General features: G+C 52.9%; 12 protein-coding genes. 4 read left to right on the top strand and 8 right to left on the bottom strand.

Features of this window, described 5'->3' with window-relative positions; genetic code table 11:
- Positions 1-69: 69 nt before the first annotated feature.
- From JT719_RS20455 to JT719_RS20445, 3 genes are all read right to left on the bottom strand, one after another.
- Positions 70-825 (bottom strand): ZIP family metal transporter, encoded by a 756-nt coding sequence (locus JT719_RS20455; RefSeq protein WP_207435617.1) that lies wholly within the window; start codon positions 823-825, stop codon positions 70-72.
- Between the two features lie 112 nt (positions 826-937).
- The gene (locus JT719_RS20450; RefSeq protein ID WP_207435616.1) at positions 938-1,672 is read right to left on the bottom strand and encodes a hypothetical protein; all 735 of its coding nucleotides are present in this window, start codon (positions 1,670-1,672) and stop codon (positions 938-940) included.
- Between the two features lie 128 nt (positions 1,673-1,800).
- Positions 1,801-3,339 (bottom strand): sigma 54-interacting transcriptional regulator, encoded by a 1,539-nt coding sequence (locus JT719_RS20445; protein ID WP_207435615.1) that lies wholly within the window; start codon positions 3,337-3,339, stop codon positions 1,801-1,803.
- A gap of 332 nt (positions 3,340-3,671) precedes the next feature.
- Between JT719_RS20445 and JT719_RS20440 the strand changes: the two genes are divergently transcribed.
- On the top strand, positions 3,672-3,854 hold the full coding sequence (locus JT719_RS20440) for a hypothetical protein (protein WP_207435614.1): 183 nt from the start codon (positions 3,672-3,674) through the stop codon (positions 3,852-3,854).
- Between the two features lie 65 nt (positions 3,855-3,919).
- Here JT719_RS20440 and JT719_RS20435 read toward each other — a convergent pair whose 3' ends face one another.
- A complete protein-coding gene (locus JT719_RS20435) occupies positions 3,920-5,020 on the bottom strand; it encodes a vWA domain-containing protein (protein ID WP_207435613.1) in 1,101 nt (366 codons plus the stop codon).
- A 136-nt stretch (positions 5,021-5,156) separates the two neighbouring features.
- Between JT719_RS20435 and JT719_RS20430 the strand changes: the two genes are divergently transcribed.
- Positions 5,157-5,444, top strand: a complete 288-nt coding sequence (locus JT719_RS20430; RefSeq protein WP_207435612.1) for a DUF427 domain-containing protein — start codon at positions 5,157-5,159, stop codon at positions 5,442-5,444.
- Between the two features lie 134 nt (positions 5,445-5,578).
- On the opposite strand, the gene JT719_RS20425 is transcribed toward JT719_RS20430, so the two are convergent.
- A complete protein-coding gene (locus JT719_RS20425) occupies positions 5,579-6,562 on the bottom strand; it encodes an acyl-ACP desaturase (protein ID WP_207435611.1) in 984 nt (327 codons plus the stop codon).
- A 206-nt stretch (positions 6,563-6,768) separates the two neighbouring features.
- On the opposite strand from JT719_RS20425, the gene JT719_RS20420 reads away from it, so the two are divergent.
- On the top strand, positions 6,769-7,539 hold the full coding sequence (locus tag JT719_RS20420) for a class I SAM-dependent methyltransferase (protein WP_207435610.1): 771 nt from the start codon (positions 6,769-6,771) through the stop codon (positions 7,537-7,539).
- Positions 7,526-9,013, top strand: coding sequence for a N,N-dimethylformamidase beta subunit family domain-containing protein (locus tag JT719_RS20415; RefSeq protein WP_207435609.1), 1,488 nt, complete (start codon positions 7,526-7,528; stop codon positions 9,011-9,013). Before JT719_RS20420 ends, JT719_RS20415 begins: the two co-directional genes overlap by 14 nt.
- Here the strand turns inward: JT719_RS20415 and JT719_RS20410 are convergent.
- The 3 genes from JT719_RS20410 to JT719_RS20400 all read right to left on the bottom strand — a co-directional run bounded on the left by JT719_RS20410 (position 8,913) and on the right by JT719_RS20400 (position 12,390).
- The gene (locus tag JT719_RS20410) at positions 8,913-9,881 is read right to left on the bottom strand and encodes a glycosyltransferase family 2 protein (RefSeq protein WP_207435608.1); all 969 of its coding nucleotides are present in this window, start codon (positions 9,879-9,881) and stop codon (positions 8,913-8,915) included. The genes JT719_RS20415 and JT719_RS20410 overlap by 101 nt on opposite strands.
- Entirely contained in the window at positions 9,878-11,155 is a 1,278-nt protein-coding gene (locus tag JT719_RS20405; protein WP_207435607.1) for an MATE family efflux transporter, read from the bottom strand. The genes JT719_RS20410 and JT719_RS20405 overlap by 4 nt, the downstream gene beginning before the upstream one ends.
- Before the next feature lie 125 nt (positions 11,156-11,280).
- A complete protein-coding gene (locus tag JT719_RS20400) occupies positions 11,281-12,390 on the bottom strand; it encodes a DegT/DnrJ/EryC1/StrS family aminotransferase (RefSeq protein ID WP_207435606.1) in 1,110 nt (369 codons plus the stop codon).
- Between the last annotated feature and the right edge of the window lie 5 nt (positions 12,391-12,395).

The raw sequence follows: 12,395 nt of genomic DNA, 5'->3' as shown, positions 1-12,395 counted from the left end.
ACAATCAGCAATTAAGACTCCGTTTTGCGGCTGCTTTTTTGAAAACAGCTGCAAAACGGAGTTCTTTTTTTACCCGCCCAAATGGCTGAGCAGAAAGGCCGTTAAGAAGCCCAGTACCGTAATGAGGCCCGTGAGTTCATGGGTTACCTCCGCCGCCTCGGGAATCATGGTATCTGAGATCATGGCCAGGATGGCCCCGGCGGCCAGGGCTGTGGTAGCCGCAATCACTTCGGGGGAAAGTCCGCTGAAAACGGTGTAACCCAGCAACGCCGCCACCCCGGAGATGAGCGCAATACCGCCCCACACGCCAAAAATATAGGCCTTGCTCCGGTTGGCCTTTTTCATCCCCACCGCGCTGGACAGGCCTTCGGGCACGTTGGACAGGAACACCGCCGCTACCACCGCAAAGCTCACCTTACTTCCCGAGATCATGCTGATACCGATGGCGATAGACTCCGGTACGCCGTCAATGAGCGCGCCAATGGCCAACGCCAGACCGCTCCCTTCGTCTTCGGCCTCGGTGGCCTGCTGATCGCCGGACCGTTTGCGGTTATGGGCTCCCTGCGTTTTGAGAAACCAGTTGGCACCGGTATACACCACAGCGCCCACCAGAAATCCGATGGCCGTAGCCCAAAACCCTCCTTCTGAGAAAGCCTCCTCCATCAGGTCAAAGGCCAGCGCCGAGATCAGCACGCCCGCCCCAAAAGCCATTACGCTGGAGGCCACCCTCGCCGATACTTTCGCATAATACCCAATCGCCGAGCCGATGAGCAAGGCTGCGCCGCCCAAAAAGCCCCACAAAGTAGCTTGTAACCAAACTGGCATGCTGTTTATTCTTAGGTGAAAACTCCAAACTCCAGGCTGAGCCTTTCAGAAGTACGGGCGTACCCTGGAGTGGTTATTGAGGCTAGGGTGATTTGCGGGTGTTTTCAGGAAATCAGAGCAAAAGCAGTACAAACGCGTACACCGCCGTTCCTACCAGAAAAGCAGAAAACCTGCTTTCGCGCTCCTCGGGCAGTTCTTCTTTGAGCACGTTCAGCACAATGCCACCGGCCAGAAAGGCCTGCAGAAGTGCCGTGGCTGCCTCTGAGAATTCTACCAGTAATCCTAAAGTCCAACCCAGACCCAGGGCGATGATCAGGTACCATCGGCCGGCCGCCTGGTAGCGTTCTTTGTGGTGCTCGCGCAGTCCGAAATCGTTGACCAGGAAATGAAGTGCCATGGCTACCCAGTAAAACAAGAGCTCCTCGGCATCCTGTTCTTCGCGTTTGTGCAGCAGATACCCAATGAGGGCATTGTACAGCGCGAAAGACCCGATGTGAATCCAGAACACCGAAGGCGGGGTGCTGTCTTCGGTGCCTTTGCCACCCCGGCGGGAAGTGACGGCCATCCGCTCTATGCCGTAAAACACCACCAGCCCCACCAAGGTCATGAGGTACATGTGGTGTTTCAGGAAATACAGGCCTCCGCTCTCGGCCGCCCGTTCCACGTGGCCCTGCCCTTCCTGCAGTTCGGGCAGCAGGTGCAGAATCACATACGCCACCGAAACACCTCCCGCCCCAGACAACCAAACGCTCCGCGGCACCCCTTCCAGGAACTTCAATCGGTAACCGAACACATGAACTACCATGAGTCCCAGCAGGGGCAGCAGAGTTGCTATGAAATGGGGCATAGAATAGGCTTAGCGTGAAACAAACGGGTATGGTTTGTACTCTCTACGCCGCTTAAAAGTTAAAGGCCCGAACCAAGGTTGGTCCGGGCCTTTAACTTTCGTTTTAGGGCTGGTGTACGGAAAACAGCCTAATAACGGCGGTTGTCTTCCTCATCATCATCGTCATCCAGACTGAAGCTGCCGCCGGAGAACATGCTGCTGAGCAGGTCTTTGAACTGCAGCCCCGCGGTGAGACGGTTGCGGGAAATGAGGCTGTACTCGGCTAAGCCGTGCAGACAGAACTCCATCCAGAAGAGGTGCTCGGCCTCGCTTTGGGGCGTAGGCTGGTATTTGTTCACCACGTCTGAAAGGCCCGGCACCTGGTTCAGCACACGCTTGTACTCGGCATCGGAGGCATCGTTGAGCAGGTCCAGGGTGTGGCCGTCTGAGAACCACGCCGTCACTTTCTTGTACGGGTCTTTGTCTTTCTGCTTCTTGAACTTATCGGGGTCCGGGAAGTAGTTGAGGAACTGCGTGCGGATGGCTTTGCCCATGAGGCGATAAGCCACGCCGCCGGCTCCCTCCTGCTCGCCCTCGTACACCAGTTCCACTTTACCCGTCACGGCCGGAACCGCCGCCAAAAAATCCGCGATGCGGATGTGCGATTTGGGCTCAGCGTTCAGCAGCACGCGTCTTTCGGCGGCGCTGATCACGCTTTCGTACGCGGAGATGGTCAAACGAGCCGATACGCCGGACTTGGCATCCACGTACTCGCTTTCGCGGGCTTCAAAGGCAATCTGCTCTACCAGGTCATGGATGAGTTCATGGCCTTTCACGCGGTCTTTCTGCGCCGAAGTGATACGCGCCTCCTGCTTGGTGATACGCTTCCCAATCTCAATGTTCTTAGGATAGTGCGTGATAATCTGGCTATCTATCCGGTCTTTGAGCGGCGTCACAATAGAACCACGGTTGGTGTAGTCCTCTGGGTTGGCCGTGAACACAAACTGGATATCCAGCGGCAACCTGATTTTGAAACCCCTGATCTGGATATCGCCTTCCTGCAGAATGTTGAACAAGGATACCTGGATACGGGCCTGCAGATCGGGTAGCTCGTTGATCACGAAAATACCACGGTGGGCCCTCGGGATCAACCCGAAGTGGATCACGCGCTCGTCTGAGTAAGGCAGTTTCAACGTGGCGGCTTTGATAGGATCGGCATCGCCAATCAGGTCTGCAACTGATACGTCTGGGGTGGCCAGTTTCTCGGTGTATCGCTCGTCCCGGTGAATCCAGGCAATGGGCGTGTCATCGCCGTGGTGGGCAATCTGGTCCAGGGCATAGCGGGAAAGCGGCTGCAAGGGGTCATCGTTCAGCTCAGAGCCGGCCACTACGGGCACGTACTCGTCCAGCAACTGCACCATAAGGCGGGCAATGCGGGTTTTAGCCTGACCGCGCAAGCCCAGCAGGTTGATGTGGTGCCGGCTCAGGATGGCGCGTTGCAGGTCTGGGATCACGGTTTCCTCGTAGCCGTAAATGCCCGGGAACACCTCCTCGCCGCTGCTCAGCTTCTGGATGAGGTTGGCGCGTAATTCTTCTTTCACAGAACGCGGCTCATAGCCGGCGGCCTTCAGTTGGCCAAGGGTCTTGATTTTTTGCAGTTGTTCTGCCGGTATATCTGAATAAAGCATCTGGTTGATGTCTAGTGGTGAATTTGTTTTAAGTTAAAATGAGTACCTTGAAGAAAACAAAAATAAACTTGGTATGCGCGTTCTCAGGTCTTCGGTTTGGCTTATGGTACTGGCTCGTTTGCTGGTATTCCTGGGTCTTGGTCTGTGCCTGTTTAAGGCTGCTCCTGCGTATCTAGCGTTGTTTCTCATCATGACAGGAGGTGCGCTCAGCCTTGTCTCTTACCTTGTTCAGCACAGAAAACCTGCGTAATAGCCTTTTCTGTTTCGCGCCTATTTCTCATAAAACAGCCCTGAAACGCATTCAAATCAAATCTTACGTTTACTTAACACACATGAAACGTTCCTCTCTTGCCTATTTTGGAGCCACTGTCCTTGCCATTACAGGCGCTTTCCTGCGCATCACCCACATGATTGATCAGTCCCTCTTTTACAGTCTGATGGGCGTCTGTATTGTCCTGGGAACCGTAGGCAACCTGCTGCGCAAGCGAGAACTGGAATCTGGCTCCAAGCGATAAGCCCCAAAGTCCGTTTTGAACTCGCTTTTGAGAAAACAGCCCCGAAACACAGGCTTTCTAGTTAACTAGAACCGCTTCTTTTTGTTTCGGCCGTAGTCCCGGAACACCAGGTTCCCCAATCCTTTCAGGCTGCTGTAGTAGGCCTGTCCGTTGTTCACCTGGGTAAACTCCTCCACAAACTGCTGCAGATACGGGTCTGAGGCAATCATGAACGTGGTAATAGGAATACCTAAGCGGCGGCACTGGGCGGCCAGGTTCAGGGTCTTATTGACCACCTTTCTGTCCAGCCCGAAACTGTTCTTGTAGTATTTCAGGCCTTCTTTCAGGCACGTTGGCTTCCCGTCGGTGATCATGAAAATCTGTTTGTTGGCGGTTTTGCGGCGGCGCAGCAAATCCATGGCCAGTTCCAGACCGGCTACGGTGTTGGTGTGGTACGGCCCTACCATGAGGTACGGCAGGTCTTTCACGCTGATCTGCCAGGCATCGTTCCCAAACACAATAATGTCCAGGTTGTCTTTGGGGTACTTGATCTTGACCAGCTCGGCCAGGGCCATGGCTACTTTTTTGGCGGGCGTGATGCGGTCTTCGCCGTACAGAATCATGGAGTGCGAGATGTCAATCATGAGCACGGTGCTGGTAAGGCTTTTGTGCTCGCGCTCGGTTACCTCCAGATCCCTTTCGGTGAGGAAAAAGTCATCTTCCAGGCCGTGGTGTACCTGCGCGTTGCGGATGGACTCAGTCAATTCAATCTGCTCCAGCGCATCTCCGAACTGGAACTCGCGGCGGTCAGCGGAGGGCTCATCCCCAATGCCGGTTTTAGGCGTGGTGTGGTTGCCTTTGCCGCCTTTCTTCAGTTTCCCGAAGATTTCTTCCAGCGCGTCTTTCCTGATTTTCTGCTCACCTTTGGCTTGCAGCTTGAATTGCCCGTCTGGGCCTTTGTCGTCTATGTACCCGTTCTTTTTCAGGTCCTCGAAGAAGTCTCCTAAGCCATAGGAGTCATCGGTGAGCTTGTAGCGCTTGTCCAGCTCGCTCATCCAGGACATGGCTTCGGCTACGTCTCCGGAGGTAAGGGTAATCAATTGGAGGAAAATCTTGAGCAAAGACTCAAACCCCTTGTCTTGGGGCTCCTCCGGTACAAAATTGGTGAATCTATATCCGGCTGCCATGGGCTTTAATTGTCTATTCCTTTAACAACGTGTAAACGCAAATGTTCTTATGAAAGGTAACCTTCTATCCGTAAACGAGTAAACAAGAATAATTAATCCTATCAATTTATAATAAAAATACAAATTACTTACCAGTATGCGTGCCATTTGGAGAAATACAGTTCTAGCGGAGAGTGAAACGACCATTGAAGTTGAAGGGAACCACTATTTTCCGCCGTCTTCTTTGAACTGGGAGTTCTTTAAGCCCAGCAGCAGGCATTCTATGTGCCCCTGGAAAGGAGAAGCCTCTTATTATTCAGTACAGGTTGGGCATTTTGAGAACCCAGATGCTGCCTGGACTTACCCTCACCCCCAAGAGAAAGCGAAGAGAATTGAAGGGTTTATTGCTTTCTGGAAAGGAGTACAAGTGGTGGGAACCAATTAAATTCCTATTCTTAAAACCACTGGTAGCACCTGCCGTTCTTACATAAATGGTGAAGTTGGAAGCAAAACGCCCTACAGATTTCTGCAGGGCGTTTTTGTTTTATTTTCCTGAAAAGAGGCCAGAAATGGCGTTTCTTAGCTGTCAATCCACTTGAACTTGTACTGCAGTTCTGGTACGCGCAGGCGTTCTGCCACGCGGCGCAAACGGTTTGGCAAGGCCATTAAGTAGTCACGGGCGCGCTCACCAGCTTCGTTCAGCCCAGTGATGCTGGAGATTTTCCACTCTCTGATGAGGGTTTCCATAATTTCCACGTAGTCTGAGGAGGTGTACACCCCAATACGCTGGGCGGCGTCTGTGAAATGCCCGAAGGTCTGCCCCTGGTCAATGCCCAGTTCGCGCAGGTAGTGCGCCGGCATCACAATCTTTTTGCGCATCATGTCTTCAAAGGCGATCATCATCTCAGACGGGTCTACCTCAAAGATTTTCTTCACAAAGGTTTTGTACGCCTTGGCGTGGCGTCCTTCGTCGGCGGCGATGTAGTTACAGATCCGGGACAACGTGGTTTCGCCGGCTTTCTTGGCCAAAGCGCCCACCCGGCGGTGCGATACGTTGGTAGCCGTTTCCTGGAACGAGGTGTACACAAAGCTGCGGTACGGGTCGTCATCGGTCTGAATGTCCATGCCGTCGGCGATCAGGTACTGGGTAGACGCCTCCATCTGGCGCATGTCAATGCGGCCGGTCAGGTACAGATAACGATTGAGCAGATCGCCGTGGCGGTTTTCCTCAGAGGTCCAGCCGCGGTTCCATTTCATCCAGGAAGAGTCTGGGTCGCGGTTCACATCCTTGATGCTCATGATCCAGCTCTCGTAGGTAGGCAGGGCCTCCTCCGTGATGGTGTCGCCAATCAAGACGGCCAGCAAGTCATAAGAAAGCTCGCGGGCACGCTCCCGCAGATCACGCAGCTCGTCAAAAAACGAGTCCAGGCGAGCATCTGGCAAGAAATCGGCGGGTTGCCAGCTATCCTCCACAGATTTTAGGAACTCCGGAAGAGCTTTATCCAGGAAGTTCTCTAAGTATTTCATCACCTCGGTACGGGTGTGTATGGCCTTTTCAATCATATGTCTGTTAGATATGGAAGAACAAATATATCACTTTTCGCGCAGAATGCCCGACAGATGCGTTCCCGAGTGGTGAACCAACTGTCTCCTCAACACCTATTAGTAGAATTATCCCTACGTAAATCGGCGGGCAGGGTGTCAGTATTTGCCGGCACTTAGAAAAACAACCAGTAATTTTTATCTTTGGACAGACCTTGCCTGCCTCTATGTCTTTGCTTTTGCTGAAGAAAATCCTTCCGGCCCACACCCGGCTCTCTTTACGGAAGCTGTTCTGGCTTTCCAGAAGCTGGCTGTATCTGGGCAACAAGGTGTATTGCCCTCTCTGCGAAGGCTCTTTCAGAACGTTTCTGCCGTTTGGCTCAGAGCGCCGGCCGCAGGCCCTTTGCCCCCGCTGCCACACCGTAGAGCGGCACCGGCTCTTGTGGCTTTACTTACAGGAGCAGGTTAGCATTGCGGAACGCCCGTTGGAAGTACTGCACATGGCCCCCGAACCTATTTTGCAGCAGCGCCTGAAAAGATTGTTGAACCTGAAATACCGCAGCGCCGATCTTACCTCACCCGTAGCCATGGACCACGTGGACATCCAGGCCCTGCCCTACCCCGATGCGACGTTTGACCTCATCCTTTGCTCTCATGTGCTGGCCCACGTGCCAGATGACCAAAAAGCGCTGCGTGAACTCAGGCGAGTATTAAAACCCACAGGTAGGCTTCTGCTGCAAGCCCGGCTCACTTTATCTGCCGCTACCCTGGAAAAGCCCGATGCCGTTACTCCCCAGCAGCGCCTGCAGGCCTACGGCCAGGCCGACCGCTACCGGAACTACGGGCAGGATTTTGCCCAGCGGGTAGCAGCTGAAGGCTTTAAGGTGGAAGCCGTGGAGTACGCCCAAACCTTTGCCCCCGAAGATCAGGCGCGGCTAGGCTTGGGCCAGAAAGAAGTGATTTTTGTAGCCTCACCAGAGCCACATGAGGTTAGCTAGAAGAGTTAGCCACGTTTTCCCGGCGCTTTTGCCAATTCTGCTTAAAACCGTGGGTCCGCTGAAACACCTTCTCTGGCGACTCAGAACCAGACCCACCTTCACCGTTGATGAAGTCACCCCCGACATGGTGCCCCAACCATTGGAAGGCTACACCAACAAACTGTACTATAAACCCGGGGAAACTGTCTCGTTCCACCTCAAAGCCCTTCAGCCCCAGAACCAGCTCCTGGTGCAGCGTTACGTGGCACATGGCAAATGGGAAGACCTGGCTATCCATTCCTTTGACGAACTACCTCAGGAAGAAACCATAGATGAGGCTCAGAGTGGCTGCCATTGGGCGGTTGGCTGGCACTACGCACTGGCTCCGGAAAGTCCTGCAGGGTATTACCGGGCGTTGCTCTCAAGCCGTGCCCTGGAGCAAACCTCTGAAATCCATTTTCTGGTGGGTTCTCCTGTTTCCGGAAGCAAAGTTGCCGTTCTTGCTCCGATGACTACTTGGTTGGCCTACAATGCCTACGGCGGTCAGTCTCTGTACCGGAATGCCATCTTTGACGGGTATGTGCCTTTTGCCTCGGCGTTGCGGCCCAACACGGCCCTCTCCTATCAATGCACAACCTCTTATCAGCATAACCTACAGATAGAAGCCAACATTTTTCAGTGGTTTTCCCGGCACCACCAGGCAGACCTTTACCCTGATTTTTACCTGGAGGCGCACCCAGAACTTTTCCAAGAGTACGAGGTGCTGGTACTGGCTTACCACGCTGAGTACTTCTCTGACAAAATGTACCAGGCCCTGCGGGAACTGGTGTTTCAGAAACAAAAATCATTGCTAGCGTTGGGAGGCAACCAGGTGTATTGGCAAGTGCGCTGCCACCAGAATTTCACCCAATTGGAATGCCGGAAAAACGGCTCTTTTTTCCAAAATGAGGCAAAACGAGGTTGCCTCTGGCGCCATACTCCCCACCCGGAGGCGCAATTATTGGGGGCCCACTTCTCTGAACCGGGCATAGGCACTTTCGCTCCGTACAAGGTACTGGCTCCTTTCCATTGGCTTTTTGAGGGCACAGAAACAAAAGAAGGCGATCTCTTTGGGGAACATGGGTTAGATGGCTTGCCCATCTGCGGGGATGAAACCGACAAAACCACCTGGAGTTCTCCTGCCCAAACCGTGGTCATCGCCAAAGGCCTGAACAAAACCGAAGCCACGGTCCCTCACACTTACGTGGCCGGAGATCCTACCTGGAATGGCTCGGGCGGCGGAGAAATCACCCTGACAGAGCTTTCAAACAAGCATGCCGTCCTGAACACTGGCTCCATCCAAAGCGGGTCAGGCCTGGGTACCGATAGGGTGTTCACGCAGTTGATCCAGAATTTCATGCAACGGTATTGCCGTACTTCCAGTGGTGATACCACTTCCGCAGGAATTGCAGCGGCACCCGTTTCTGCGCCAGCACCTGGAGCACCTGGTAAGTAACCGTCATTCCCTGTTCCTCCTTCAGCAGGGTTAACAATTGAGCAGCCTCAGGGTAATTACCGGTGAAGTAGGCATGCCGGGCCTCGTACCTGATTCTGTCCCGTAGTGCTTCTTTTTCTTGCGGGGTACGGACCAACCTTTGGGCTTTCTGAATCACCTTGATGGTAGATGCCAGTTGCTTGTCGCCTTTCTGGTATACTTGCCTGGAGAGGGAACGCGGGTGCATCCGCCGTTTGCAAAGAACCTGATCCAAGAAATGGTACTGCAAGTTTCGGGAAGATCTCACCCAAAAGTCAAAGTCTTCATAAGCCAGCTCGGGATCATAGCCCTTCAACTCTTCCAACGCCTGCCGGCGCATCATCATGGTGGGCGGGCAAATGAAGTAACGCCCTAATACCTCTGAGAATACCTCGCCTTGCGCAGGCGCAGGCTGCGGGTGGCCATTGGCGGTTCTACTGTAAAAGTACCCCAAATGAACAGATTGTTCGTCAATCAACTCGGCATCGGTGTAGACTACGCCGTATGTAGGGGACAATTGTTGAAAGGCCTCTACCTGCTTAGCTACCCGCTCCGGGGCCAGAACATCATCGGTCGCGAAATCAATGATGAACTCGCCTTTGCTCAGTTGCAGGGCCTCATTGAAGGAGGCACAATTCCCTTTGTTCTCTTGGTGCCGGATGAAGCGGATTTGAGGATATTGCCGCACATATTCTTCAATGATGGTAACGCTGTCATCGGTACTCAGGTCATCCACCAACAATATCTCCAAGTTGGAATACGTCTGAGCCAGAACCGAATCCAGGGCCTCCCGCAAAAAAGGCGCGTGATTATAGCAGAGGCAGATGATAGAAACCAAGGGCTGATTCATGACGCAGAGAAATACGACCGAAAGAGATATAAGTGAAACAACAGGTACAAAACATACCGGAGTGCATGCGCCAGAGGCAAACCTTCCACGCCCAGCAGGGGCATCAGCCAAGCTACTAAAGCCACATAAACCGCCCCGGAAGCCAACTGCGTAAAGACATACAATTTCACGCGGGCCTGCACCGTCACGATATACGAGAGCACCCAAGCCGTCATTTTCAGGAAATCGCCTACCAACTGGTAGTCCATGAGCTCCCGGGCGGCCAGGAAGTCTTGATGAAACAGGAATTGGATAAAGAAATCCCGCAGCCACCCAAAGGTGAGCAATCCAAGGCCCACCGTAGGCACCAGCAGGAAAAACACTGTTCTAACATATTCTCTTAGCAGCTCAGGCTGGGGTAGCAACGCTGCAATCTTTGGGTAGTACACCATGCCAAGAATGGAAATATAAACCATGGTATAGCTATCAGAGATCTTGGCTACCGCTTGCCAGAGTCCTGTCTCCACCAAAGAGAATTGCTGAATGGCCATTTCCCTCACCATAAAGTCAACCAATTTGGCACCTACCAACGTGGAGAGCGCCATTACAAGGAACTTGCCCAAATCCCGCAGCACACCAGAAGGAAAACTAATCTGCCAGCCAGGTATCAGTCTTTTGTAGAAAACCACACCCATTCCCACCAACCCACTAAAAGACTGGCCAGTTAGGAAAAGAACCAACGCGGTGGTCAAATCCACCCGCCCCACGGCCCACCACGTCACGGCAATACTGGTGAGACTAGTCAACAAACCCAGCCAGACGTAGGGTTGCAGCGCTTGGCGGGCCAGTAGCACCGCTAACCAAAACAATTGGAGTAAAAGCAGGACAAACAAGCCCAAAAACAACCAAAGGCTGAACTGGCTTTTTTGTGCCAGCAGTTGCTCCCCGAAACGTTCCAGAAAAAAGCTTGGGAATAAGAAAACGGTACCCAATACAACTAGGAAAGTGAGTGCATTAAGGAGTAGGCCCGTCCAAAAGTAAGAGCGATACTCAGGGGAATTCGGCTCATGTGGGGCCAGATGCCGGATGAGTCCCACATTGATGCCACTGTTGGGAAGAGTGGTAAGCAGCGCGATGAGGTTCTGGAAATGGGCTAACAGCGTAATCCCAAGTGGGCCATAATAAACGGCAAACAACTTGTTGATGAGAAGCGAACTGCCTGCCCGGGCCACCGTGGAAAGCCCCGACCAAACCGAATTCCCCAGAAATTGCCGCACGTGCTGCTTTCGAGCCATTTCGCAAACTACAAAGAAATTACTTCAATTCAGGCTGTACACCCCTGACCAACGCGAACCTTCCAGCATCTGGTTTACCGCTGATTTTAGAAAAACGGCCCAGGAACGGGGCTCGTGCCTTCACATCAGGAAGCGAAAAACCTTTGGATTTGCTCAATAACGTAGTCCTGTTCTGAATCGGTCATTCCGGGGAAAAGCGGTAAACTAAGGCAAGTCTCAGCCAATTCCTCAGCGATGGGAAAATCGCCTTTTTTGTAGCCAAGATGCTCGTATGCCTTCTGATAATGGGGCGGAATTGGATAATGGATGAGAGTTTGAACCTGCTGCTGGGCTAATAATTGTTTAAGTTCATTGCGCCGCTGGGTCCTGATTACGTACAAGTGATAAATGTGCTCAATATTAGCGGACGAGGCCGTTGGAACGGCAATATCACCTATTTCTGTCAAGGCTTGGTGGTAGCGTTTGGCCAGTCTTCTTCGCTCCGTATTCAATTCCCGCAGACTTTGAAGCTTTTCACGTAACACCGCAGCTTGCAGCGAATCTAACCGTGAGTTCACCCCTACCTGTGCGTACTCATACCTCTTTGACTGACCGTAATTGTGGTGCTGCCGTACCCAATGAGCTAACTCTTCATCCTGGGTGACCACTGCCCCTCCGTCACCGGCAGCGCCCAGGTTCTTCGTCGGGTAGAAACTGGTAGCGTTGATCTTCCCGAATGTACCCACGAGGTTTCCTTTGTACAAGGCCCCTTGCGCCTGGGCAAAATCCTCTACCAGATCTATACCGTTCGCTTTGCAAAGCTGCAGCAGTTCCTCCATCTCGCAACTCTGCCCGTACAAATGAATAGGCAGAATTGCTTTGGTTTTGCGTGTGAGCATTGGGGCAACAGAAGCGGCTGTGAGGTTAAAGGACTGCCGATCTGGTTCTGCAAACACTGGTTTGGCACCAAGTTGCTGTACCGCATTGATGGTGGCAATGTACCCATTGGCTGGAACAATCACTTCATCGCCTGGTCCCACTCCCAGGCTTTTCAGACTCAAAACCAAGGCATCGTATCCATTTCCTACCCCAATGACCTCACCACCGCCCAAGAATCGGCTGAACTCCTGCTCAAACATTGTAACGGTTGGTCCTAAAATCAGTTGATTTCTGTGGAGTTCCTCTATTAACGCCTGCTCCACTCGGCTATGAAGGCCTACGGGAAAATCTCTGAATTGGAAAAAAGGAATGCGCATACCTT

It is taken from the genome of Sabulibacter ruber, from assembly GCF_017355955.1.
Classification (GTDB): Bacteria; Bacteroidota; Bacteroidia; order Cytophagales; family Hymenobacteraceae; genus Nibribacter; species Nibribacter ruber_A.
The sequence above is the reverse complement of the archived record's forward strand: the minus strand, read 5'-3'. Positions and strand labels throughout refer to the sequence as shown.